Annotated in this window: 25 protein-coding genes and 1 riboswitch; of the genes, 8 read left to right on the plus strand and 17 right to left on the minus strand. The window is 36.2% G+C overall.

Features of this window, described 5'->3' with window-relative positions:
• Window position 1 precedes the first annotated feature (1 nt).
• From ABC255_RS16445 to ABC255_RS16465, 5 genes are all read right to left on the minus strand, one after another.
• Entirely contained in the window at window positions 2–514 is a 513-nt protein-coding gene (locus ABC255_RS16445) for a sigma-70 family RNA polymerase sigma factor (RefSeq protein WP_412995111.1), read from the minus strand.
• A gap of 1,061 nt (window positions 515–1,575) precedes the next feature.
• The gene (locus ABC255_RS16450; protein WP_412995113.1) at window positions 1,576–2,130 is read right to left on the minus strand and encodes a tyrosine-type recombinase/integrase; all 555 of its coding nucleotides are present in this window, start codon (window positions 2,128–2,130) and stop codon (window positions 1,576–1,578) included.
• 447 nt (window positions 2,131–2,577) lie between these two features.
• The gene (locus ABC255_RS16455; RefSeq protein ID WP_412995115.1) at window positions 2,578–3,108 is read right to left on the minus strand and encodes a hypothetical protein; all 531 of its coding nucleotides are present in this window, start codon (window positions 3,106–3,108) and stop codon (window positions 2,578–2,580) included.
• A 193-nt stretch (window positions 3,109–3,301) separates the two neighbouring features.
• Window positions 3,302–3,976 (minus strand): hypothetical protein, encoded by a 675-nt coding sequence (locus ABC255_RS16460; protein ID WP_412995117.1) that lies wholly within the window; start codon window positions 3,974–3,976, stop codon window positions 3,302–3,304.
• A gap of 632 nt (window positions 3,977–4,608) precedes the next feature.
• Window positions 4,609–5,391: an alpha/beta fold hydrolase gene (locus ABC255_RS16465; RefSeq protein WP_412995119.1), complete on the minus strand. Its 783-nt coding sequence runs from the start codon at window positions 5,389–5,391 to the stop codon at window positions 4,609–4,611.
• Window positions 5,392–5,907: 516 nt separating this feature from the next.
• Between ABC255_RS16465 and ABC255_RS16470 the strand changes: the two genes are divergently transcribed.
• The 4 genes from ABC255_RS16470 to ABC255_RS16485 all read left to right on the plus strand — a co-directional run bounded on the left by ABC255_RS16470 (window position 5,908) and on the right by ABC255_RS16485 (window position 10,061).
• Complete coding sequence (locus tag ABC255_RS16470) at window positions 5,908–6,288, plus strand: DUF1259 domain-containing protein (protein ID WP_412995120.1); 381 nt, start codon at window positions 5,908–5,910, stop codon at window positions 6,286–6,288.
• A 271-nt stretch (window positions 6,289–6,559) separates the two neighbouring features.
• Window positions 6,560–6,811: a hypothetical protein gene (locus ABC255_RS16475; protein WP_412995122.1), complete on the plus strand. Its 252-nt coding sequence runs from the start codon at window positions 6,560–6,562 to the stop codon at window positions 6,809–6,811.
• Window positions 6,812–7,551: 740 nt separating this feature from the next.
• Window positions 7,552–9,093: an IS200/IS605 family accessory protein TnpB-related protein gene (locus tag ABC255_RS16480; RefSeq protein ID WP_412995123.1), complete on the plus strand. Its 1,542-nt coding sequence runs from the start codon at window positions 7,552–7,554 to the stop codon at window positions 9,091–9,093.
• Window positions 9,094–9,584: 491 nt separating this feature from the next.
• Window positions 9,585–10,061: a hypothetical protein gene (locus ABC255_RS16485; protein WP_412995124.1), complete on the plus strand. Its 477-nt coding sequence runs from the start codon at window positions 9,585–9,587 to the stop codon at window positions 10,059–10,061.
• 389 nt (window positions 10,062–10,450) lie between these two features.
• Here the strand turns inward: ABC255_RS16485 and ABC255_RS16490 are convergent, their stop codons facing one another.
• The gene (locus ABC255_RS16490) at window positions 10,451–11,119 is read right to left on the minus strand and encodes a Type 1 glutamine amidotransferase-like domain-containing protein (RefSeq protein ID WP_412995125.1); all 669 of its coding nucleotides are present in this window, start codon (window positions 11,117–11,119) and stop codon (window positions 10,451–10,453) included.
• Between the two features lie 925 nt (window positions 11,120–12,044).
• A complete protein-coding gene (gene add, locus ABC255_RS16495) occupies window positions 12,045–13,037 on the minus strand; it encodes an adenosine deaminase (RefSeq protein WP_412995127.1) in 993 nt (330 codons plus the stop codon).
• Window positions 13,038–13,106: 69 nt separating this feature from the next.
• Window positions 13,107–13,205, minus strand: a riboswitch (purine riboswitch).
• A gap of 287 nt (window positions 13,206–13,492) precedes the next feature.
• On the opposite strand from add, the gene ABC255_RS16500 reads away from it, so the two are divergent.
• On the plus strand, window positions 13,493–13,927 hold the full coding sequence (locus ABC255_RS16500) for a CBS domain-containing protein (RefSeq protein WP_412995129.1): 435 nt from the start codon (window positions 13,493–13,495) through the stop codon (window positions 13,925–13,927).
• 184 nt (window positions 13,928–14,111) lie between these two features.
• Here the strand turns inward: ABC255_RS16500 and ABC255_RS16505 are convergent, their stop codons facing one another.
• Window positions 14,112–15,191, minus strand: a complete 1,080-nt coding sequence (locus ABC255_RS16505) for a PrsW family intramembrane metalloprotease (RefSeq protein ID WP_412995130.1) — start codon at window positions 15,189–15,191, stop codon at window positions 14,112–14,114.
• Window positions 15,192–15,768: 577 nt separating this feature from the next.
• Here ABC255_RS16505 and ABC255_RS16510 point away from each other — a divergent pair.
• Window positions 15,769–16,329 (plus strand): CBO0543 family protein, encoded by a 561-nt coding sequence (locus ABC255_RS16510; RefSeq protein ID WP_412995131.1) that lies wholly within the window; start codon window positions 15,769–15,771, stop codon window positions 16,327–16,329.
• Here ABC255_RS16510 and ABC255_RS16515 read toward each other — a convergent pair.
• The 7 genes from ABC255_RS16515 to ABC255_RS16545 form a co-directional block, all read right to left on the minus strand.
• Entirely contained in the window at window positions 16,318–16,497 is a 180-nt protein-coding gene (locus ABC255_RS16515) for a hypothetical protein (RefSeq protein WP_412995133.1), read from the minus strand. The genes ABC255_RS16510 and ABC255_RS16515 overlap by 12 nt on opposite strands.
• 198 nt (window positions 16,498–16,695) lie before the next feature.
• Window positions 16,696–18,105 carry an amino acid permease gene (locus ABC255_RS16520; RefSeq protein WP_412995135.1) on the minus strand — a complete coding sequence of 470 codons (1,410 nt, stop codon included), beginning with the start codon at window positions 18,103–18,105 and terminating at the stop codon, window positions 16,696–16,698.
• 434 nt (window positions 18,106–18,539) lie between these two features.
• Window positions 18,540–18,977, minus strand: coding sequence for a VOC family protein (locus ABC255_RS16525; protein ID WP_412995137.1), 438 nt, complete (start codon window positions 18,975–18,977; stop codon window positions 18,540–18,542).
• 227 nt (window positions 18,978–19,204) lie between these two features.
• Window positions 19,205–19,456: a hypothetical protein gene (locus ABC255_RS16530; protein ID WP_412995138.1), complete on the minus strand. Its 252-nt coding sequence runs from the start codon at window positions 19,454–19,456 to the stop codon at window positions 19,205–19,207.
• Between the two features lie 270 nt (window positions 19,457–19,726).
• A complete protein-coding gene (locus tag ABC255_RS16535; RefSeq protein ID WP_412995140.1) occupies window positions 19,727–20,062 on the minus strand; it encodes a hypothetical protein in 336 nt (111 codons plus the stop codon).
• A 243-nt stretch (window positions 20,063–20,305) separates the two neighbouring features.
• Window positions 20,306–20,437, minus strand: coding sequence for a hypothetical protein (locus ABC255_RS16540; protein ID WP_412995142.1), 132 nt, complete (start codon window positions 20,435–20,437; stop codon window positions 20,306–20,308).
• A 202-nt stretch (window positions 20,438–20,639) separates the two neighbouring features.
• Window positions 20,640–20,768: a hypothetical protein gene (locus ABC255_RS16545; protein ID WP_412995144.1), complete on the minus strand. Its 129-nt coding sequence runs from the start codon at window positions 20,766–20,768 to the stop codon at window positions 20,640–20,642.
• A 115-nt stretch (window positions 20,769–20,883) separates the two neighbouring features.
• On the opposite strand from ABC255_RS16545, the gene ABC255_RS16550 reads away from it, so the two are divergent.
• Entirely contained in the window at window positions 20,884–21,351 is a 468-nt protein-coding gene (locus tag ABC255_RS16550) for a low molecular weight protein-tyrosine-phosphatase (RefSeq protein WP_412995146.1), read from the plus strand.
• Window positions 21,352–21,380: 29 nt separating this feature from the next.
• On the opposite strand, the gene ABC255_RS16555 is transcribed toward ABC255_RS16550, so the two are convergent.
• Window positions 21,381–22,187, minus strand: a complete 807-nt coding sequence (locus ABC255_RS16555; RefSeq protein WP_412995148.1) for a CBS domain-containing protein — start codon at window positions 22,185–22,187, stop codon at window positions 21,381–21,383.
• 330 nt (window positions 22,188–22,517) lie between these two features.
• Between ABC255_RS16555 and ppsA the strand changes: the two genes are divergently transcribed.
• Window positions 22,518–25,100 carry a phosphoenolpyruvate synthase gene (ppsA, locus tag ABC255_RS16560; protein WP_412995150.1) on the plus strand — a complete coding sequence of 861 codons (2,583 nt, stop codon included), beginning with the start codon at window positions 22,518–22,520 and terminating at the stop codon, window positions 25,098–25,100.
• A 709-nt stretch (window positions 25,101–25,809) separates the two neighbouring features.
• Here ppsA and ABC255_RS16565 read toward each other — a convergent pair.
• Window positions 25,810–26,034, minus strand: coding sequence for a hypothetical protein (locus ABC255_RS16565; RefSeq protein WP_412995152.1), 225 nt, complete (start codon window positions 26,032–26,034; stop codon window positions 25,810–25,812).
• Between the last annotated feature and the right edge of the window lie 76 nt (window positions 26,035–26,110).

Below are 26,110 nucleotides of genomic sequence, written 5' to 3' on the forward strand. Positions count from 1 at the left end.
CCTAAACCTCCTCGATCATCTTGTCTTTTAATAATTCTTTTGCACGCTTTAATCTAGTTTTTATTGTATTTATATTTACTGTCGTAATCTTACTTATTTCGGCTAAAGATAGTTCTTCATAATAATGCAGAAATACTACTTCTCTGTACTTTAGAGGTAAATTCATGACAGCATTTGTTAAGATGTTTTCTTCACTATTCGCGATAATCTCTTCTTCAACCTGTTTTGATTTCGAAGGTATATAATCCAAAATTATATCGCTAAGCGTTATTTTGCGATAATGCCAGCTTCTTAAGTAGTCCTTACAATGATTACTAGCAATACGATATACCCATGTTTTTAGTGTTGCCTGCTGATTAAACTGATTTAACTTTTCATAACATTTTAAAAATATCTCCTGCGTTAAATCCTCTGCTGTCGTTCGATTTTTAACATATGTATATACGAGATGCAGGATATCATCGCTATATTCTTGCATTAATTGATCGATTATTTCCTCTCTCTCAAGCAACATACTTTCATCTGTCACCGCCAGTTGTTTTAGTCCATTCATCTTGTTATCACCCTCTCATATATAATAGACGTAGCTAACCTTCATCTGGTTTGAAAAAATATTGGATTTTTATGACCTTCTATAATCTAAGGTATAAATGGAAAAAGGACCAACCTCTTATCGGATTGTTCCAGAATGTTGTATGTGGGTTAGATGGCTTATAATACTACTTATTCGATTAATAATACCTTACTTCTCAGAAGGAACTGCAAGTACAACAGCTCCTAAATTCAGAATTACTTACGGCGTAAATCTGCGTTTTCCTGACGCTACCCCTTTTTTAACTATCCTGCCCGTTACTTCAATTAGTTATTGCAGTTATAGTCTCTTTTCTTTATCAGGAGGTGTTTTATATACATCTTCTTCTCGGTCAAATCCTTCAGGAAACCAGTGATGTTCAGGAAGTTCACTACCATCAAATAAATCCCTTAAGTATTGGATTGTTTCTTCCCACGTTTCAATAACTTTAAAAGAATAAGGAGGTTTGCCCTCATCATTCCAAATCGCCCAATTATTATCAGGTAATTCTGTAGCATACCATCCTGCATCTATCGGAATATGAAAAATAAAAAAGGTATGTTCTTCTGCTTCTTTCCAAGAGGGATAACCTAGTTCTTAGCAAACTTATCTTACTTACTAAACATTAGTTTGCGAAATAAATTTAACATCGGACATACTCCTATTATTAAGTAATTCAGGATATATTCGATGCTTTTATTATTTATTCCTTCTTCAACTATCCTGCCACGTTAGTTCAAAAACGAGGACTACAACAGCGATGGCGACTGGATTCCTAAATCCCCGCCTATAATTACATTAGGAACCTGAATTACAACCACTATACGGTTTCTAGTTGCTGTCACCCAAGTGGTTGTAATTGCACCAAATCTTCGCGCTATAATTATATTCCTTCCCATTTCCCGTACCGCTTCCCATAATTAAAGCCTTATAGCTGCTGCATAACCGTTTTTGCAAACAATTTAGCAGAATAGGTAACCACCTGTTCCATGATGATTACACTCTCATAGTTTAAATGATTGCAAGCTATTTTCAATTTCCTCATCAGTGATCCCAATATAGCGCAATGTTATTTCTGGGTGTGAGTGATTTAATATGCTTTGTAGCGTTGCAATATCTTTTGATTGCTTATAATACCAATACCCAAAGGTCTTTCTCATGGTGTGGGTTCCGATTCCGTCCTCAATATCACACATTCCACCAGCTTTATTTAGTTGTCTGTAAGCCTGGATCCTGGTAATGGGTTTATCGCCCTTCCTGCTTGGGAATAGCCACTCACTATCCAATCCTATTATGTAGTTATTCAATTCCTCATAAATGTTGTGCAAGTGAATGATTCTTGGTTTATCAGTCTTTCCTTCCTTTACGATGACCTTCTTTTTCCCTTTTACATCTTTCACTTTCAGCTGTAAAAGATCACTAACTCGTAAACCTGTATTGATTCCCAGTAAAAACATAATGTAATCACGTTCGGAACAGTGCCGCTTCAAACTCCACTTCATGTCTTCCAGTTTTTCCAAATTCCGAATTGGCTGCACATCTTGAACATCTTTAGTCATTTTTTCCACCCCTTTAATTGCTAGATAAAACACGGTTTTGAATGTAACGTTTTCTCCAAACGGTGCTTTTTGTTTATAAAAAATAGCCCAAGTTCATATTAACTTAGGCTACATATCGCAGTCTGATTGAACTAAAGCTTCCCGTTAGCTCAAAATGAAAGGACAATACATATTAGTCTATAAAATTTGTACTGTCCTTTTATTTATTTAACTTTTTTATTTTTTTCCGTACTTTACCTCGTATTCATCTTTGTACATCCATTTGAATCCGTAAGCTGATTTCTTTTCTCCCTTACAACAATTAATTATATTAGCTCTTCCTTTAACCTCTCCGATAGCATTCGCTGCATAACGAAAACGATGTTTTCATAAAATAACCTCTTTCCTGTTTAATCTACTACATAAATAGGAAAGAGGTTAAATTAAATTTTACTTCATTTAAAAAAATTAATTAGCTGTAAGATTTTGAACTTCAAATGTGACTTTTTTCTTAACTTTATCAATTTTTTTAACTCTGAAAACAGTGTTCAATTCATAATCTTGATGACCAACTGGTAACCCTTTAATAAAAAGAGATGCACGGAACTTAGCATAAGATTGAGCTTTTTGATTGTATGTGTTTGAGTTCTTATAAATAATCTTTGTTCCCTCGCCACTAATCACTAATGGATAAAGTGCTTTTGCACTTTGTGTAACCTTGTTAATAGTAACCCCTTTTTCGTTAACCGTGATATAGGTAAGCATTTCTATCTTACCAGTATAGTTACCAGAAACGCCAACGTAGTATTCATCGTGCAAAAATGTAATGTTACCATAAGAAGTGGTATATTCGTATTTTTTACTTGCTGTAGTAGCAGCACTAGCTGAATTAACCCCAAAAGGTGAAAAAACACTTGCCAACAGTAAAGTAATACTTGCAATTACAAGCAATAACATTTTTTTTATAGAACCATTCTCTATTGTGAAGTTATTTTCCATTTCAATATCTCTCCCTTTTCCCTTTTAATGTTTTTGAAACTTAAATACTAGAATTAGTGGGGTTCTCGAATAATTATTTACCTCCTTTCAATGATACTTTGTTCTTACCAAGAACAATAGAGAACCAAAATTTCTCAATACAGAACAAATTAGGCGTAGAAGGGCTATATTTACTCCCCTTCTTCCTTTTTTGTTACTTTCTTTTCTCTGCTCGCCTCTGTTTTCTGCCTTCTATTGAACAATTAGTACAACAGTAAACGTAATTACTCGTATACCTCCGAACTTCTTCTTTTATCTGGTTGAGATCCTTTTTGGAATTACTTACTTGGGTCTTAGTAGGAGAAATAATCCACTGCCCACAATAGGAGCAAAGTAAATAAGTATCAAATGTCCTTTTGTAATCTGCTACATTATGAACAATCAAGTCAAAGATATTTGCTAAATATTCATATTTCGGTTCTTTTCCCTCTTGTTCTTCTATTAACTTTTTAAGCTGAAGATATATTCCTGTATATTTAGGAACCCCCATACCATAATGTAACCAATGTTTTGACGCATTTTTTTTAAATTCATCAACCATACTACTTTGACCAGCGTTTTCACTCACATAAAGCTTCAACGCTAACTGTAAATCTAGAAGCTTTTCCTTATGGCTCAATATAAATTCAGTAACAGTGGCATCTTTTCCTTTCAAACGAATATCAGGAGAATTTAATAGCGTCATAGTCAGGTAGATACTTACCACAAGTTCAGATGGATAAAAGAATTCTTCATAACTTTCACATCGTTTTAAGAACTTCTTGATTTTTTCATCGTCTTCCAGATCTACGTTAAGAAAATCGAGAAAAAGCCAACTTTTATTTTTCATTTTTTCACCTCCGCTTGTTTGACTTCTTGATTTTATTTTATTGCATCCTACCGGTAAGCAGAAGTTAGAGAAACACTTAAACCTCTCGACAAATTATTAAATGTCTAAACGCATAAATTTATTAGAAAATGTTTAATAAAAACTATACCTCGGCAATTTTCTTTCTTTTTAGAGTTTGTGTAACAAAATTTTCGCTTAAAATCCTGCTTAACTCGACTTCTTAAGTTAAACTGCCCGTTAGTTCAACAAGAAAAAATGACCGCCGCAGCGATCATCATCCTTAACAAGAGCATCCGTTAGTGAATTATAGAGTCTCTAAACTTCATATTTTCTTTCTTTTTTTATACATAAGTATTCCTCTAAAATTACACCTAACGCAGATAATCCATAAATAACAGAATTAATATCAGTAAGAATATCTAAGTTAGACGTAAACAAAGCCATTATAAGAGATGTAAAATTAACTTAAATGAAGAAGGGGTGAGGAAAACGTATGGTTGATCCATCGATTTATAGTTAAAACAGGAACACTTCTTCCGTTAGACATAAATCCATATGTGATGGAACGAACTTCTATTAAACATTTAACTAGAAATTCCTTTTTGAAAATATAGTCGTATTAATATTCACATTCAACCAACAAATTGCTTTAATAACTGATTAAACTTATCACGTTCTTCCCAGAAACAACCATGTCCGCTGTAATGAAATGGAACAAGTTGTGAATTTCTTATATTTTTATTAAGTTCATGAGCTTGGGCAAATGGAATAACTTTGTCGTGAACACCGTGAACGATTAAGGTAGGGACATGTATTTTTTGCAAATCTCCATAAAGCTTCTCATCTCTTAGTGTAATGATGATCGCTGCCGTTGACCAACCTGCTGCTTGTAATCCCAATTGAGAAAACCACTCAGAGAATGAGCTCGTTATATATTGAAAGAAAAAGGATTCTGTTACTTCTCTCATCATCTTTGGACGGTCATTTAACGCTTGAGTTAGGAATTTAGTTGCAGTTTCTGCCGTAAAGCCTACAGGAGCTGCAGCGTCTATAAGGACCAGGTTGGATACTCCGAAACCATTATGACGGGACATATATCGAATCGCTATGGCTCCACCTGTGGAGTGACCTACAAGAGTGAAAATGTCTAGTTGAAGTACACTCACTATTGAACGGATATCATCTGCCAATTGATCAAAACTGTAACCACTAATCGGCTTATCCGACTTTCCAAAACCTCTCCAATCAATTCCGATACAGCGGTATCCCAATATGGGAAGAACATCAAATTGATACTCAAACTGTTTATGGCTTAACGGCCAACCATGCAAAAACACAATCGTCTTACTTCTCTCTGGATGAATATCTTCTACATATAATTTTACGCCTGATTCGACAGTAACATAGTAACCCACACCGATCCCCCCAAAATGGCTTTACCTACAAATTATTCATTAAGGATCATTAGGTGCATACCTATGACTAGTTCGAATGTCTTGTCTGTGAAAATTCAGGTGCTTTTAAACTTTTTTGCTAAGTAGTTCAATATAAACACGCTACAGTAATAACAGCCAGCCTGATTATCCTTATATAAATTTCTAATGAAACGAAGGGTTACCTTTTTGCACTAACACCAACCTGCTCTTTAGATTCAATAACAAAAGCTGCCTTTGATGGCAGCACAATCTTCAACTCTAGCACCACAGTAGTTGAATAAGAAATTCTATAATTCTTGAATATATTTGAAACTACTGTCTTCGACTCAGCAGAGAAAAAAACGCCTTTTACGAAAGTTTATCCCACTAGCAAACTTCGTTAGTGTTGCCGCATCTCTTTTATAATTTATTTTTTTCCTTGTTAATGAAAAAACCTATACAAGCCTTTTTGATTCGTCATAAGGTATAACATATTAATAGAAAGAAGGTTTTAATATGTCAACTTGTCAAAGACTTGCAGATATTATCGGTGGCGAGGTTGTTCAATCGACTCCTGTTTGTGTAGTTATGCGTCTTCGCGATGATATTCGAGCAACTATTTTAGGCCGTCGCACTCTTTCTCCCCTAGCACTTCCATTTATGTTATCTTTTGAAAATAATGGTCTTAACCTAGGTGAAACTGTACTTCTTCAAAAAGAAGTTAATCCAATGCTCGATGCATTAAGATGCAGAGGTATTATCGTAACAGCATTTCATAACCATTGGCTTTTTGAAGAACCGAGGTTAATGTATATGCATTGGGAGAATGTTGGAATGAGTCCGGCTGAGTTTGCTAGGATCAGTATAGAAGCTGCAGAAGAAGCAGGACTTTTCTAAAAAGCTAGCCATTTGTGATATCTACTAAAACATCACAAATGGCTTTATTCCTAATCAATTCCTTCTCCAACTAAACTTCTCCATTAGTTCAATTACAAAAGCTGCCTTGGATAAATGCCCAATTTCCCACTCTTGCACCACTAGTGAAGTCATACATAGTACAGTGAAAACTGAAAATAATACTACTGAGGTAATGTTATTATTTTCGTTTCTTTTCTATAAAATATGGAACGAACAGTGCATATTTCTAACTGTAAAAGGAGATGAAGTAATGGAAAATATCGCCAATATTGTTCATATAGGTGAATTGATAGCTGTCTCTGAGGTTTTTGAACTAAATCCTTTTCGAATGGTAACATTCATAGAAAATGGTTTAATTGAAGTTTTCGAAACGAAAGAAGCATTTTTAGCAAAATACGGTATCAAGGAAACTTATGAAGAATTAGAAAATTGGTGTGAGTTAAACAATGGGAAGATATTTACTAAACCTAAAGTTGGCAGTGAGTATGATAGCGGTCAATGACGAATGTCTTACAACAATCATCCCCGTTAGTGGAACAGAAAAGACTGAAAGGTTAATTTAATTCTTAGTTCCTTCAGCTAAATCCTTTTCTAAAATTAATTAAATTGCATAACCTCCCCCACACCCTATTATTAAAATCCTGTCCCCTTGCTATATATTCAATATCAGTTATTGTAATAAATTTAAAATAATTATTAGCAATATGGATATGGTTAGGAAGCCAGTTATAAAATACCGCAAATATTTTAACGGTTTTGCAATTTTTTTATAGCATCCTTGCTTACATTTGCTGAATTTCCTTCTATTTTATTCATATGGTCTATTACATCATTAAATGGCTTATTTTCTTTCATAACAGCCAGCTCCTTTCCACATTTTAATATATTTATATTTTGTTTTAAGGTAAATACATATAGCATCAACCTAGCCCATTAGCTGAATAAAAAAAGCGGTCTTCATTTTTGAAGTAACGCTACCCGATAGTGTAAGTGCAATGCTTTTTTGGAATTATTATAAAAAAAAGGGTTACTAGCAGTTTCCAAAAAAGTATATATTGATAGACAATAGTGGACTTATGTGGTACCTTTACATAGAAACATATGTTTGTGTTGTTACTTATCTTACTAAATAATTTATTTGGTAAGCGTTTCGCGCAAAAGATAATTTTACGCCCGTTAATTCCATTTTTAATATGTTCCTATATATTTCATTGTAGTTAAAAATCGAAGGGATTTGGAGAGATGTTACAAACTTACCAGACCAAACTTAGTAATCATTATCTAAATACGGATTGTACATCGGATATGTATCTTTCAGAATATGGGAAGTTTTTTGGTATGATAGAGCGAAAATTATTTGTTCTAACCCATATAAAAGGTATTTCCTCTTCCCATTTAAAAAAGAATTTCTCAAAACAATATGGGTTAACGGCACGGCAATTTAATTCTATAAGAATGCAATTGGACGGAAAGGTCTCTTCTATCTTAGAAAAAAGAAAACAAGAAATTCAAGAACTCGAAACCAAAACGGCATACCTAAAGAAAATCATCAGAAAGAAAACCACACAAACAGAACAACTTCACCAAAAACTCCTACGAATTCCTCAAGCGAGTCATATTTTTCTCAAACAAGTAAAAAAATATCAAAATCACAAATCTTATCTTCATCAGAAAAAACGAAGACTTAGAAATTTACAGCAAAAATTAGAAAAGCTGAAATCAGATGAAGTGAATAAAAAGATTCGTCTCTGTTTCGGTTCGAAAAAGCTATTCCATAAACAATTTCGCTTGGAAGAAAATAAATATACCGATCATAATCAATGGAAAGAGGAATGGCTTGCGGCAAGAAGCTCCCAGTTTTTAGTCATTGGTTCAAAGGATGAAACTTTTGGGAATCAAACAGCTACATACGATTTGCAAAACACGTTACGACTACGTGTTGCGGATCACTATATTTCGAAATATGGGAAATATATCACTTTTCCGGAGCTGAAGTTCCCCTACGGTCAGGCAATGATTGATCAGGCAAAAGTTTCTTATATGGGCGTTACCCGCACGGGTAAACCTCAAAAATATTACACTGCCATCACATATCGTTTCTTAAAACAGAAAAAAGGATGGTATGTAAACGCAACAGTGGAGTTAAATATTCCAAAAATAGGAACATCAAACTTAAATGGATTGATAGGAGTCGACCTCAATGCAGGTTTTTTATCCATCTGTGAAATAGACCGATTCGGTAACCCAATAAAAAGTTGGCGCATAGATGTTCCAATGTACAATCGGCGAACAGAACAGGTTAAAGCTTCATTGAGTGATGCGATTAAACAGATTCTTAGTTATGCCGTTCTGGTACAAAAAGACGTTGTCATCGAAAAATTAGATTTCTCCCAGAAGAAAGTCAAATTACGAGAAATGCAACCTAAATATGCACGAATGCTTTCGGGTTTTGCCTATTCCTCTTTTAATCAAATAATCCAATCTAAAGGAAAAAAAGAGGGAGTCAGAATTAGAAAAGTAAACCCTGCTTATACGAGCCAAATTGGGCAAATGAAATTTATGGCCCGATATGGACTAAGTTCCCATAGTTCGGCTGCATGTATGATTGCAAGAAGAGGCTATTATTTTAAAACGGAAAAACCAAAATATGATACCATTCTATCTCTTCCAAAGAATTTTGATAAACAAAAATCCAATTTTAGTAATTGGCGGACAATCACCAATCATTTAAAGAATCTATATACCTTTCAAGATAAGATTGAACTATTAAAGGCAGATATTTAACGAATTTCCTAGAGGAATTGGAGCAACGCTTCCTATTTACCTGAAAGGAAAAATAGGACCACGTACTTCAATTTACTATTATTTAAGTAAAAATGAGCGTGGCTAACAGCCAGTCTAGAGTATCGAATGGTATCCTGTGTCGTGAATTTCATCTATGGATGGAAAACATGGCATTGCGACGGAAGTGTTGAAGTTTTGTAAGAGTCGAAAGACTATTAAAGACGGATGTTTCCATTCTAGAATTAGGGCGAGATTCCCTAACGTGATTCGCAAAAAGCTCTGTTCGTTTTGCGTGCTAAATGGATAGATAGTCTCCATTTAGAACACATAGATAGTAATATCTACAAATGTCTATGTTTTTAGGAACGGTGAATATTGTTGCCACTCAATTAAGCCACTCTAAAAATTAGCTTAGATACCTTCTTTACTGAATACAAACAACGAGATTAAGAAAACTAAATGTGTACGAACTTAAATGGAGGTAATCAATATTGAAACTACTTGGACTATTATTAACATTAGCACTAACACTTACTGGATGTAATCAAACTGACACAACAAAACAACAAATCAGTGAAAACACAACATATGACGTTTCTAATGTATCTGACAAAACTAACAACGGTAAAGCGGTTGGTAAAGAATATGGTGGTAAAGGAACTGGATATGGACAAGTTAAGAAGAATGAACCAGTCCCTCCAGCATTCGATACTCAAGCAGAGGTTACTCAGTTTTTCGAGAACTTACAAGCAGAGTTGGGTACAAACTACCAGTACACAATCACAAAGCATGACGATATTAACAAGTTTTCTATAGACCTTGTTAACGTAGACCTTTCAAATAATTTAATGGACTTAAGAACTCCTTTAACAGAACATTATGGAATGACTTATACTGTATATGGTTCTGACAATAATTCAGCGAAGATTTATCTACGTTCTGACGGTACAGGAGTTCCAATGCATTAACTAACCCCCACTCATTTGGTGGATTAAGTGCAACAAAAAGCAGATTAAGATCATTTGGTCTTAAAAAGATGGCATCTTTATTAACTAAACTCACTTTAAACAATTCCTAGAGACTCAAATGAGACATTAATACCCCAAGTCAAAGAAAGCCGTCTTTATAAGAAAAAATAACCAGCATTTTTTGCTGGTTACTTTCATTGGTAACACGTTCCACAGTATATTTTACCATACGCCTCGAAAGTTTCTCTGTCACGAAGTGTTTGTTTACAATCGTACCATTCGTATGAATCGTGCAGCCATAATCATATACTGACGCCGAGTTTGCGAAATCATATTTTCATCACAAGAATCTCGCCTGGGTTTTTGATATGTTTAGCGGCGGAGTATTATCAGTTCGAAAACAGTTTCCAATGCCCTTCGGAGACAACCTCGACCTCTCCGTCGATCACTTTGATGGCGGTTTGATCATCAATTGCATACGCCGACCCCTGCATCCCGGCGGCCCATCTCTCTGCATTAGCCATCGTGTTATACGGCAGCATCTCGTGTTCCAAATGCGGGAACATTGCAAAATCGACAAGTCCCAGCGTTTCATCCCCACCGTTGGGTGGAGTCCAGCCAACGAAGAAGTCCCCGATGTTAGGTGCCATCACCATGCTCCCAGCACTCATTCCCACATAGACTGCGTGCAGCGACGGCAAGAGCTCTGCCAGCCCGGATTGCTGCATCCAATGGCACAGGTAGAGGGCGTCGCCGCCCGACACCAGCAGGACGTCAGTCTCCCGGACCAGCGGCACCCAGCAGTCTTCGTTGATGCTTGGCAGCGCTGTGAGCTCCAACACGCCGACGGACTTCCAGCCCAGGTTGACCATGGGATTCTCTTCTTTCCCACTGATGAACTGCCAGGCTTTGACGCCGGGGCCGACCCAGGGATGTCCGTACATCGCTGTGGGGATGCACAGGGCGGTGGAGTCGGCAATTGGCTTTCCTAGCATATCAACCAGCGCGTCATGTATGCTTTTGTTATTGATGCCTGCAGATGTAAGTAGTAATTTCATAATCTCAACTCCTTGTCGTTACAAGAAAATATTAGATGGATTTATTTAATCTTCTTCACTTTCAATCAATAATCCTTTTTATATTAACCCTTCTAATATAACTTTAATGTATCCAGCACTCTACTAATACAGCAAATTTTTTCTAGTTAACATTCTTTGTTACTGGGTACATAAATAATGTTCTTTACTCTACGAAATTACATATTCTAAATAGAATATTTTAGGAGGATAATCATGTTCGGATTCGCAGATATAATAAAATTTCTAATTTCTTTTTTCGTAATCCTGCCCTTTGTTACTCTAATCCATTTAAGCGGGCATATTTTTTTCGTTACGCTTTTCAGAGGATTAGAGAAAAAAATCATAATCGGATGCGGGCCAAATGTATTTTCCATTTTGAATATCGAGGTAAGGAAATACTACTTCTGGAATGGTGCCTGCGAGTTTAAATCGTTAAGGCATGATAATCGTGTCACGAACACCTTAATATACCTTGGTGGGTCTTTATTCAACCTGATAAGTATTTTTCTGGTACAGGCCCTCCTTTCTCAAGGAATTCTAGATAAGTCAGTTTTTTGGTCTCAGTTTACCTATTTCTCATTTTATATTCTTTTTTTCTCACTATTTCCTATGTATTTTTCAAATGGGTCGCCCAGTGACGGGAAGGCGGCAGTACTCGCATTGAAAAACCTGGATGAAAAGAAAATAAGTGATGATATTCAATTCAGGAAAATGGAAGAGCAGAATAAACCTGGGGAATGATCCAGGAATTGGAATAAGCAACTGATTTTTCGAGTGTTTAAACGTCTATTTCTTTATTTCTGGAATAGTGACCTTTACCTCCAGCAATCATCATCCTTACTATTGGTAGTTAAATGTTATGTTCGAGTTCGGGGGCTGTTTTTTCGCTAAGTCTGATTTTCTTTTAATATTTTGCTAAGCACCATTCTTTAGTTTCTTGGTCGGCAAAGGATGCTTCTACACTATTTAAATAAATTTGCCGATAATCTTCTTCGCTTAGCTTAAATTCATTGTTAACAAGATGGATTTCTTTTGTCATTGTAGTATCAGATACGGTTCTGTTATCTGTATTAATTGTCACTTTTACTCCATCTTTATGAAAGTTATAAATCGGATGATCAGAATAATGATGAACAGCTTTCGTTTGGACATTACTTGTTGGACACATTTCAAGCACTACCTGTCTTTCTTTCACGATCTTATAAGCCTCAGGACAATCTTTAATAAATACTCCATGTCCTACTCTTTGGGCACCCAACAGTTCAATAGCTTCCAGAACGTTTTTACCAATTCCCGTTTCACCGGCATGAATAGTGACTCTATAGCCATATTCTTTGGCTAAGAGAATCGGATCTACGAATCTTTCACAAAAACCTTCTTCTTCTGATGCACATAGGTCAATTGCAACTACACCTTTTCCCAGAAACTTTTTCCCTTTTTCGACCACCTCAAATGCGCTTTCTACAGGCATCGTCCTCATGCAAGACAAGATTATATTTCCTTTTATTTCGTAACAGCTTTCAGCTTCCCGCATCCCCTCTATAACAGATTGAATAACTTCTTCAACACTAAGCCCTTTTAATGTGTGAAGTAACGGTGCAAATCTGACTTCCATATATTTAACATTTTCCCTTGCTGCATTCTCAAATAGCTCAAAAGTAATTCTTCTTAAGCTTTCCTTGGACTGCATAACCAAATTTGGAAGAGAAAATCTTTTTAAATACTCATCAAGTGATTCACATTCTAATGGGACAATCAGTTCCTTTTGCAGTTCATTCTTATCAAAAGTGGGTAACTGAATGCCTTCCTTCTGAGCAATATCGATAACAGTTTCTATCCTAACGCTTCCATCCAGATGACAGTGAAGTTCAATTTTTGGCAATGCTAAAAAGTTCATTTTTGACCTCCTGAAATAAATTTTTTAATTAAAATTCAGAAAAAAAAATTCCTGACTACGAAGAAAATACAAATCTTGTACTTTCTTCGTAATCAGGAATTTCGGTTCCTGGTAGAGACCTCCAAACCATATTATTGGAGTTATACGAAATTTTATTAAATTCATTAACGTTTTTTAAAGGATAATAAAAAAAGTTTAGATTGTCAACATAGTGCCAAACACCGATAAATCATTTTGTTTATTGTAAGGGCATATTCTTCAATAAATTATTAAACTCATGAAATATATTATAAAACTCGCTATATAAAGAAAAAACAACTTCAACAAACAGTTTTTGTTAAAGTGTTCAATACTATTCATTTTGTTATTAGAGAAGAAGAATGCCAGAAATCACGTTTAACCATATGCTCTGGCGGGTAGTTAATAAAATGATAAATCATAAAGGAGGAATGAGCATGAATGTCGCTGAAGTAATGACTACCAATGTTGATAGCTGTAGTCCGGAAAGTACGTGTAAAGAGGTTGCTATGAAAATGAAAGAGCTGGATGTAGGGGCAGTTCCAATTTGTGATAATGAAAAATTAGTAGGAATCGTAACTGACCGAGACATTGTTATAAAGGGATTTGTCAATGATCTTTCGAGTGACTCCACGATTTCTGTATTAGTAACCGACAATGTTGTAAAAGGAAGCAAAGAAATGTCAGTGGAGGAAGCGGTAAGACTTAGGTCCCAGCACCAAATTCGCCGTCTTCCTATTGTGGAAGATGACAAATTGGTTGGAATCGTCTCTTTAGGTGATCTAGCTGTTAATAATCAGTCGACTGATAAAGCTGGACAAGCCCTTAAGAATATTTCCAATCCTGGTGAACCTAAACAATTAAACTTCTAATCAAAGTCCAATGTAACCGATATGTGCCAAATGAAATTCTTCAACTATAGGTTCATTGAATGATTAGTTGAAAAGGCCTCTATGAATCCAAGACATATTTTATGTTTTGGCAGAGAGGCCTTTTTTCTAAATATAGGTGCCACCCCCCAGAAAAAAACCAGCATTTCTCATGAATGAAGAAATGCTAATCTATATGGGGTATTCTTAGACCGTTAATTTTTCTTTCTCCTATCTCCTTAAGCCCGGCACGGATGAGCAGAAAAACAACGATCCATGAAGCTATCATTAAAAAGATATGTCCATAGGGGAACATTCCTTTTATAGGTGAGTCCCATAAAGCATGAATCGCAACTACTAAGATAAAGACACGTAAAAATTTAATATGGAATAGCATTCTTAGATGAAATGGATGGTCCCCTTGTACTCTGCAGAATGCCGCACCAGTCAGAGCCGCCCAGGCAACATGTCCGCCAGGAGCAAAGATTCCTCGGATCATAATCGTATTGTAGAGATTTGCGCCATCCCCTGAAAGCAAAGACCTTAGAGCATACCCCGCGGTTTCAAACGCTGCAAAACCTGCTCCAACCGCAGCTCCAATGAGAAGTCCGTTTAGTATATATTTATATTTTCTGTAGCGAACAAACGCAATGACCATTATTGCTTTAGCAAGCTCCTCAACAATTCCAATCGTAATCGCATTGATATTGTTTTTGAGAATATCGAAAAAAACGATAGCCGCTAACATGGAAAGAATCCCGCCGGTCAACACGTAATAGATAACTCGGTAAAAAGCAATATTTTGCGGTGCATTCATCTCCCAGAAGAACATTAACGTTGAAAACGGAACAGCAAATGCTCCAACAATAATAACTCCAGGTATAAAGTTCCAATTTCCAAAATAGGTAACACCTATGTAAAAGCCTGCAAATATAAGTAGAGCAATGATGAACACCCTGGCAAAAAGCCAAGGTTTTGGCCATGTCTCCTTAACTTCCGAAATCTTCGGTGTCGTAAGCGCTGTTCCTACTATAAACAGCCGTTCCGCTTCCAATTCACTATGCTTTCGGAAAACACGGGAAAATATATTTTGAAATTTAGGCTCAATGGACCGTTCAACATTTGGAACCAAATCAACATAATGGGCAAATTCATAAAAAAAGCTGTTTTCATCTTCAGAACCGTTATTTTTTAAAAACTTTTCGCCGCAGCTTAAGCAGAACTTTACTTCATCAGGATTAGAATAAACACATTGCGGGCATTTCAAAAAAAATTACCCCCTCTTGGTATCATAAGTTTTGACGACCAATCACATTACAGGAAAAAATATCCTCAAAAAGAGTATGCTCAAAAATAGGTATATTATTTAGTTCGATAAAAAGAGTCACTTAAACAGGGGCTTTTCCTTATGTCCTTTCCCTCCCAGCCTCAAAAAGAGGGATACAATTGGACAAGCCAAAGGATTTTGTAATATTTTAAAGTATTTACCCATGCGATGGAGGCTGGTGCATTGTCTTACAATATTATGGTTAAACATGGTTGGTTAGAAAAACAACCTGAAGCGATTGACAGAAAATCTTTGGCACATGGTTCAGAGAAATGAGTGGTTTGCGGCCATTGCTAACGGAACCTTCAAAGCAAAAAGGTTTACTCCTGATTAAATAAATCCATAAAGACAAACAAAGGTTTCTATTCAGTTATCAGTACTTTTCCCGTATTGGAATAGTGCTTTTTTCTGCTAAATAGGGAGAAAATCGTAGTTTACTTAAGAAACACTATTGTATAAATTATTTCTTAACTGAAAAAAATATATTATTACTAATTTTTTGGGAGGTGTTATCAAGATGGCATTTCAAAAGGGGCTTATTCAATCAGAAAATGCATATAACCAATTAACAGAAGTCAGTTCTTTATTTGCAAAAACAGTAAAGGGGGAGTTTCTATCCACTTGGCAATGGTGGTTTGGTGTCGCACTGTTTATTGTTCCATGGATTGTTTGGTTCTTATTAAGGAAAAAAGATAGTACAGGACGTCTCCTTTTAGCTGGATTCATAACGATTCTATTATCTCTTTCAGTAGATCTTGTTGCATTATCTTTAGGGTTATGGTCATACCCAATGGTAATAATCCCTTTCGCACCTTTTCTATTTTTACCCTATCACTTTTCTTTAGCACCCGTTGCGGTAATGTTCGCTCTGCAGATAAAACCAAAAATGAATAACCTGATAAAAGGAATCATATTTTCTTCCATTGCGGCTTTTGGAGGAATGAATTTCTTTAATGCAATTGATTTTTATAACCCTAAAAATTGGTCGACTCTATATGATTTTTTAATCTTTTTAACTTTTTACTATACTGCCTATTGGGTTACAAGGATTGAGAGCTTTAAAAGTTTAGACAAGTGATTCCGGCATTAATGAAGCCGGCTGCCATTTAATTTTACCACGGTCGTGTATTGTCATTTCGATTTTCTCCATCACATTATACACGAACGTGAGTTCTATGATGAATGAAAATAAAAAAAGGACCAATGCTAGGTCCTTGATTTGCTTATTTAATTGAATCAAGTTCATTTAAAAATTCTTTACGATACCTTTGAAGAATTGCCTCTCTTTTAATTTTACTTAATATAATATTTTGATAACTGCAGTAGCTTAAACTAAACTGCCACTATACTTCAATAAAGATCAACAAAAATAAGCGTTAATCCTTCTTGGATCAACGCTCCCGTTACTTTAAGTGTAGTTATTCACATACTTTTGAATATCTTGTCAATCACTGCTAGGTATAATAACATTTTCCATATCAATGGAACTTTCAGTCCGATTCTTTTTTTTAACATTATATGCTAAATAAAGAATGATGAACCATACGGGTGCTACAATTAATGCAATTCGCATTTCCGAAATAAACGACATTAAGACAATAACAAGTGCTAAAAAGGTCAATGCTATATAAGTTGAAACTGGATATAATGGCACTTTAAATGCTAGTTTTTCAATTTCTTGTTTTGTTTTTGACTTCCTGAACTTTATTTGCGTAATCAGGATAATTGTCCAGCTGGTAATCACCGCTATTGTTGCAACTGAAGAAATGTACATGAACACCTTTTCGGGAACAATGTAATTCAGAACTACTGCCACCAATAAAAGTGATGACGTGAACAGTATTCCACGTATCGGACTACCATTCTTGTTAAGTTTACCAAAATATTTCGGACCATTATTTTGAAGTGATAAATTGTATAGCATTCTTCCCGAACTAAATAACCCGCTATTAAACGCAGATAATGCTGCTGTTAGGACAACAAAGTTAATGATATGTGCGGCACCAGGGATTCTAACTTTCTCAAAAATTAATACAAATGGGCTGCCATTCGTGCCTACTTCATTCCAAGGATACAGAATCATCATAATTCCCAATGCACCTACATAAAAAATTAATATCCTCCATACAACACTGTTAATGGCTGACGGAATTGATTTTTGAGGATTTTTTGCCTCTCCTGCCGTAATTCCAACCAATTCCACTCCGCCAAATGAGAACGTCACAAGAACCAAAGACATTAAAATTCCTTTAATTCCATTTGGCATAAATCCACCATTACTCCAAAGATTGTCCAAACCAACTGGCTGACCTCCGTTCCCAATCCCCAGGAAGATGATTCCTAATCCAAGCAGGATCATCCCGATAATGGCAACAACTTTGATTAGTGCAAACCAGAATTCAAACTCCCCAAATGCTTTTACGTTAGCAAGGTTTATCATTGTAATCACAACAAGCACAGCGAGCGCTGTGAGCCATTGTGGAATATTTGGAAACCAGTAATTCACATAAACACCAACCACAGTTATTTCTGCCATTCCAACGACAACCCACATAAACCAATAGGTCCAGCCGCTAAAATAACCTGCAAACGTCCCTAAATATCGATTTGCGTAGGAACTAAATGAACCTGAAACTGGTTGATCGACTGCTAGTTCACCTAGAGCTCTCATTATGATAAAAATAACTAAGCCACCGATTAAATATGAGAACAAGATGGAAGGACCAGCCATTTGAATGGCTGCACTGGAACCATAGAACAGTCCGACTCCAATTGCACCTCCAAGTGCAATTAACTGGATATGCCTGTTATCTAAACCTCGTTGCAGATTCTCATTTTTATAATTTTTACCCAACCTAAGTTCCTCCATTTAAAACTCTATTTTCTTTGTATAAAAGATAAACGTACCTACTAACATAGAAGCATAAAACTTAACTTGATTCACAACAATCTTCTCCTTTCATTTAAGAGATTATAAACTGTTAAGAATTTTCTAGCAATGAAACGATTTAACGCTTTTACGCCTTTATGCTTTTATGCTTTTATTCATTAAATTAATAAAGACTGTTCAAATAGGTTTTAGGTTTTCTTCAATCCTGTACTGTTATTGCAATAAAAAAAGAGGCGCCTCAGCATCCTCCATTGCTTTACCCCTCAAACCTTAAAATTGGCTTGTACCTTATTAAACTAAACTGCCCTGCAGCTTTAATCTTCAACTATTGCCCCCGATAGTTTAAGTAGAAATCTTTAAAGTTGGATATCTAAATCATTTAAAGTCCCATTCAATATTTATCTGATTTTCTCCGCCAGTTCTAAAATAATTCCCTCTGGACCACGAACGTAGCATAACTTATAACTTTCTTCATATTGCTGTATCTCACTAAAGATTTCCGTGCCCTTCTCTTTCAATTTTGCAACAATAGATTCAATATCTTCAACTGCAAAGCAAATATGTCGGATACCCAGCGTATTTGCAAAAGGTTGCTGAATATCTTTTTCATCTGAGGGTGTATAAAATTTGACTAGCTCTATCCATGCCTGACCATCTGGCATCCCCAATCCTACACATGCTGTTTTAACATCATTAAGCCCAACTATTCTGTCCAACTGTTCTCCATCCAATTCCCATTCCGCTTGCACTTCAAGTCCTAAATCAAGAAAAAACGCTTTAGCCTCTGAAAGATCATTTACGTTTATACTTACATGATCTATTCTATTGATCTTCATATCTCATACCTCCTATGTTCCGCTAATAAAGTATTTTCACAAAATAATGTTAACAATGTTTTAGATTTTAAAAATGATGAAATGAAATATGATCCCTCAACTATAGAATACACAGTAACAATTTCAAACTTTGACTATAGCGTATATCCAGATTATTTATATTATGCAGTTTGGGACTTAGGAGGTATTAAACAAAAAAACATCCAGCGAATGCCGGAGGGAGTTTATCATTTTTCTTTCATTGAGTGCTTAGTCCACTTCTTCATGATGAATTTAGTTAACCAGTAGAAAACAAGGAAATTGACAACAAAAGCAAGTGGATTAATGTGAAACCCCCACCAACCTTCAAAAACGGTTAAAGTTTCTGCTGGGATACCAAAGGAATGATCTCCCTCTTCCGAAGGTATTGTTGGAAAAAGTGAGAACAACAATGCTATGAAAATGCTAGTGATGTTATGTTTCTTCTTATCCATACTCATGTTCACACCTCACTGAAGACATTTACCTTATTTTAACAAACACCAATAACCTTACTACATAAATAAATTTTCCCTACTTTAAGTTATGACACTTTATCAATAAAAGAAGACCGTCTATGGACAGTCCTTTTCTTAAACTAAAGCCCCATTTAGTTTATGTGAAACCCTTCTTTACAATAAGAACCCGTTATAATTAGAGAATGCTGATATTGAATAGTTGCATTACTACTTTATATTTTTCCATTACGAAAATCCCTTAAATGATTACCACTACTTTCGCTTTATAAGGGAGCTTACCAATTTTAAAATCAATTCTTTTAGTTCCTCATTATTTCTAATTATTTGATTTTGTAAGTCAATGATTTGTTGATTCATTTCTGCTATTTGTTTCTGCAACGCTGAAATTGTGTTATCCTGGAGTTCTTCTGGTTTTTTTGTGGTTTCATGACCGATATTAGTAAGTTTCATTACGTCTGAAACGGTATTCAATACTTCTGGATTTTTAAGTAATGAACCTGCAATATTCATGATCCCACTTAAATCTATTGATTTAATATCTGTCAGAGGGTTATTAACCTCTGGTTTGGATTCGTTTTCATTAGTCATGTAGTAAACTCCACCTTTTATATATTTTGGACTGATTGTCCTATGCTGTTACATTCTATGAAAAAAAGTTACATGTGTGTTAGCTAAAAACCATAAGGTCTTAAAAATGGGTTAAAAACATATTTTTACAATAAAATAATAATCCATTAAAAAAATATAAACCCCAATAATACCAACTACCCATAATAGGCAGTGATATTAAAGGGGGCTTGATACTGAGGGGAACTATATCACTACATTAAATTACCCACCAAGTAATGCTGTAATAGCAGCAATAATGATTTGTTGTTGTTCTGGAGTACCAAGTAAAACAGCAACAAGCAGGGCTACTAAGAGAAGCAACACAAGAACTACAGTAACTAGATTTATAGACATTTTTTCCCCCCTTTCAACCTTATTGAAAGAGCTCTTACACTAACATGTTATGCTGGAATAATTGGACAAGTTCTAAACGAATAACACTATTTTAATATTATTAAAAGATTTTTTTATATTATTTTGACACAAAGAAAAAAAGGAGTAGAAGCAACTCCTTTTCCATTAACGACTTTAAGTTCTTATTAAACTATTCTGCATATTATATTTTTGTATTCATCTGCCCTTTGATGATTTTTATCATGCTTTTACCAGTTGCTATAATTGCTTCTTCTGCCGACCGTGGTGCCCATCCAAGTAATTGCTTGGCCATTTGTTTACTCGTTGACATAAATTCACGGTTGCAAGTTCTAAACCATTCCTTTCTGTTTACATTCTCTGATAAAATCCTTAGAATGGTCGTTATAGAAACGAAACTAGTTTAGAAGATTAAAGGAGATAATGAGATGATTCATGTATTATTTGTCTGTTTAGGCAACATTTGCCGTTCACCAATGGCTGAGGGAGTGTTTCGCGACTTACTTTTAAAAGAAAATTTTTCTAATAAGATAAGCGTGGATTCCGCTGCAACAAGCTCTTGGCATATCGGTTCTCCTCCCCATAAAGGAACCCTTGCAATCTTAAAAAAATACAATATTTCCTCAGAAGGACTTGTCGGACGCCAGTTAACCAAGGATGACTTTGAAAAATTCGATTATATCATTGGGATGGACGAGAGCAATGTAAAAAACATTTTCGATATCACTGGTAAGCCGCAACATCCAAAAATCATCCGTCTGCTCGATTTAACGGAATATAACAAAGATGTTCCTGATCCTTATTACACAGGAGATTTTGAAGAAACCTATCAGCTGGTTACAGATGGCTGTCAGGCATTGCTAGAAAAAATTCGTAAAGAGCATAGCTTAAGCTAAAAAAAAATATCCCACAAAAGGGATATTTTTTATATAGTTTCACATTTCTCTAATAAAATCTCTGTCTGTTCAATTAAAGAAAACATCTCATTCCAGGAATTTTCCGTATTAAGATCCTGTGAATGAGCTAGATTATTGCGAAGGTTTTCTAATTTCTTGAAGAAATCCTTCCCTTTGCTTTTTGATTCAATCCCCAAAAACTCACGTAAAGACTGTTCGCCTAATACGATATCCCTTTTATCACACAGCTGCAGGCAATCACTTAGTTCAATGCCTTCATTTCGAGCTTTTCGTTGTAAAAATAACTCCTCTGCCTGTTGAATTCTTTTTTCACCTAGGTGCTTCTTCCAGCTATCCTCGTTAAAATAATCACGAATGATTTGATATAAATGCATTTCCACTAACGAAATGACACCGAACAAAAGCATTCGAATCGGTGGTTTCTGGAGATCAGCTAGTGTTACGACTTTCGTAATTCGGTTCCCTTCAATAACGAAAAGTCTTTCGGTGTTTTTAAAAATAAAAAGCGTCTGAAGCAGAGGTGTGGAATCTGAAACAAGATCAGTAGGGCTAAAACTGCGGAAAAAGTCTCTACAGCTTCCCTCCCTCAAGTCGTCTCTTAACACATATCCGATCACCATACCATTCTCTTCTACTCCGATGACGTCATAATCTTTAGAAAACATTTGCTCTCTTACTTGCAGGGCTTGATCTCCCACATTGCAGGTAGCTAAAACCTCTGAAATACTGTTTACGGTTATATTTTTTTCGAATAATGAACGAAGACTTTTGTAAGTACTGACATGATCTCGCTGTTGTACTGGGATGAATGGCATAGGAACTCCCTTCTACTGTTACATTACAATGATAAAATGTTTGATACATCTATAGTAAAGTCCATACATATTTCTTACTCATATTTTTATATAAAAAAAGTTAATTTAACGATAATCATTGGGGGCGAACTGCTTTCACGGGTACGAACGGGGTATGCTATTTTTTGAAGTTTGAACTCTCCCTACATTAATTATAACACATAAAAAACGGGCAATATAGACTGTTTATTCTCCAATACTCCTGCTAAAATGCAATAGAACTTTAAATGTGATTTGTATAGGCAATACCGTTTCTAGTTATGTTAAATGATCACTTAGGAGAGATGTAGATTGAATTCTTTTGTTCTCAGTTTTCAGGAAATGGAAAAGGCAAAGCTTTCACTCGTTGGCGGCAAAGGATTAAATTTAGCGAAATTATCAAAAATACCAGGCATACATGTACCTGAAGGATTTTGTGTAACAACAGCAGGATTTCAGAAAGCTATAGAACAAAACGAAACGTTTCACACATTGTTGGAACAATTAAATAGAATAACCGTTGTGAAATCGAATCAAATTAGTGTCATCAGCAGGAAGATTCGAGAACAACTTCTGGAAGTAGAAATTCCTTCAGATGTTGTAAAAGCTGTTACTCATTATCTCTCTCAGTTTGGTGAGAAACATGCTTATGCCGTGCGTTCTAGTGCCACTGCTGAAGATTTACCACATGCCTCTTTTGCTGGTCAACAAGACACATACTTAAATATCATCGGAAACAAAGCAATCTTGCAGCATATCAGCAATTGCTGGGCTTCCCTCTTTACGGATCGTGCGGTAATCTACCGTATGCAAAACGGCTTCGACCACAGGCAAGTTTCGTTATCCGTTATCGTTCAGAAAATGGTTTTCCCACAGGCATCAGGAGTATTATTTACCGCTGACCCGATTACGTCGAACCGAAAGTTGCTGTCCATTGATGCCAGTTTTGGGCTTGGAGAAGCTTTGGTCTCTGGCATAGTCTCCCCTGATTCCTATAAGGTACAGGAAGATAAAATCGTCGAGAAATTGATTGCTGCCAAAAAGGTAGCTATCTATGGACGAAAAGATGGTGGAACAGAGACAAATCAAATCAATCCTGATCAGCAAAAGACTCAAACACTTAACAATCAACAAATTTTACAACTAGCTCGCATCGGAAGACAGATCGAAACTTATTTTGGCTGCCCACAAGATATCGAATGGTGTTTGGTTGATGATACCTTTTATATCGTACAGAGCCGTCCCATCACGACTTTATTCCCCATTCCCCAAGCAACTGATCAAGAAAATCGCGTCTATGTATCTGTTGGCCATCAGCAAATGATGACCGATCCAATAAAACCATTGGGATTGTCCTTTTACCTATTAACAACTCCTGCACCCATGCGTACAGCTGGCGGAAGGTTGTTTGTGGATGTCACACCTATGATTGAAATGATAGTAAATACCCTGGGACAATATGATCCACTTACAAAAGACGCACTTCTGTCCGTTATAGAGCGAGGAGATTTTATAAAATCGTTACCGAATGTTGAAAAAGCACACCGTCCCGGCAGCAGCCATACAAATATGCCGGCAGAAATCGAGAACAATCACGTAATCGTTTCTGATTTGATTAAGAATAGTCAAACATCTATTGAAGAGTTAAAACAAAACATCGAAAAGAAAACAGGATCTGAATTATTTGATTTTATTCTTGAAGATATTCAGCAATTAAAGAAGATTTTATTTGACCCACAAAGTTCACGTGTGATTCAAGCTGCTATGAATGCATCATCATGGATCAATGAAAAAATGAACGAGTGGTTAGGTGAAAAAAACGCAGCAGACACGCTTTCTCTATCTGTATCAAACAATATTACTTCGGAAATGGGCCTGGCGCTATTGGATGTGGCAGATGTGATTCGTCCTTATCCAGAAGTGATTAGTTATTTACAGCAGGTAAAAGAGGATCCCTTTTTGGATGAACTGGTTACATTTGAAGGTGGACAGGAAGCTCAGGAAGCAATAAAAGCCTATCTCAATAAATACGGAATGCGATGTGCAGGAGAAATTGATACGACGAACCCACGTTGGAGTGAAAAGCCAACTACACTTGTCCCCTTGATTCTGGGTAACATCAAAAATTATGAGCCTAGTGCTGGCAAGCGAAAATTTGAGCAAGGGCTGCAGGTTGCTTTGAAAAAAGAACAAGAGTTAGTAGAGCGATTGGAGCAATTACCGGATGGTATAGCAAAAGTCAAAGAGACAAAAAGAACGATCAGCACCCTTCGGAATTTCATTGGTTACCGAGAATATCCAAAATACGGCATGATGAATCGCTACTTCGTTTATAAGCAGGCTTTATTGAAAGAAGCTGAACAACTCTTACAAACCGGAGTTATTCATCAAGAAGAAGATATCTACTATCTTACTTTTGAAGAACTTCACGAAGTCGTTCGAACAAACAAACTGGATTACAATATTATCAGTAAACGAAAAAATGAATACAAATTTTATGAAAAACTATCTCCCCCACGTGTGATCACGTCGGATGGTGAAATCATTACAGGTCAGTACAAACGAGAAAATCTTCCGGCACAAGCGATTGTAGGTCTGCCTGTTTCATCCGGGGTTATAGAGGGCCGAGCACGTGTCATCTTAAACATGGAAGATGCTACTATCGAAGATGGAGATATATTAGTCACATCCTTTACGGACCCTGGCTGGACACCATTATTTGTAGCGATAAAAGGGCTGGTTACCGAAGTGGGCGGACTGATGACCCATGGGGCTGTGATCGCACGGGAATATGGCTTACCAGCAGTTGTTGGAGTCGAGAACGCTACTAAACTTATAAAAGACGGTCAGCGAATACGCGTGAATGGAACAGATGGGTATATCGAAATAGTGTAAATTTCTGTATTTTTATATAATAATTGGTAGCTCAGCGTTTTTCTAATATCGGTGGCGCGTATGATAATCCTCTACCCATGATTGAGGACTAATCCTTCCGGCAGAGAGTAAGATTTGTCCTTAAGAGGCCGGATTAAAGACAAATCCCTTCCGGCAGAGAGTACGATTTGTCCTCAAGAGGCCGGATTGAGGACTAATCCTTCTTGCAGAGAGTACGATTTGTCCTCAAGAGGCCGGATTAAAGACAAATCCCTTCCGGCAGAGAGTACGATTTGTCCTCAAGAGGCCGGATTAAGGACTAATCCCAACTAGCAGAGAGTACGTTTTGTCCTTAAGAGGCCGGATTAAAGACAAATCCCTTCCGGCAGAGAGTACGTTTTGTCCTCAAGAGACCGGATTAAAGACAAATCCCTTCCGGCAGAGAGTACGATTTGTCCTTAAGAGGCCGGATTAAAGACAAATCCCTTCTGGCAGAGAGTACGATTTGTCCTTAAGAGGCCGGATTAAAGACAAATCCCTTCTGGCAGAGCGTACGTTTTGTCCTCAATACCCCCGATTAGGGACTAATCTCTTCCAGCAGAGAGGACGTTTTGTCCTCAATACCCCGGATTTAGGACTAATCCCTTCTGGCAGAAAGTACGTTTTGTCCTCAATCCCCCTCGACAGTCTGGGTGCCAGGCATCAAATTAAATGGTGCCTGGCACTCTTTTTAATCAATAAATCTTGCAACATCATTTCCGCAATTTTTACATTTTCCTGCTAATGCAATTGAAGGAGGTGAGTCTTGAACGACGTAGTCTACAATTTGTACGACATCAATACAATTTACACACCAGACATTACGTTCAAGTTCCTTTCGTGTAGCCGCAGGAATGGCCAGCCATTTTTTATTTGCGGCAAAAGGAATTACCTCTTGATTTACTTTTTTACCCAAATTGCTCCCCCACTTTTTCTAGAATTATGTTGTTTCCCTACCTAAAGAAGTATTGCCTTGAAAAATATATAAAAAC

This window comes from Neobacillus canaveralius, from assembly GCF_047237705.1.
Taxonomy (GTDB): Bacteria; Bacillota; Bacilli; order Bacillales; family Cytobacillaceae; genus Neobacillus; species Neobacillus niacini_K.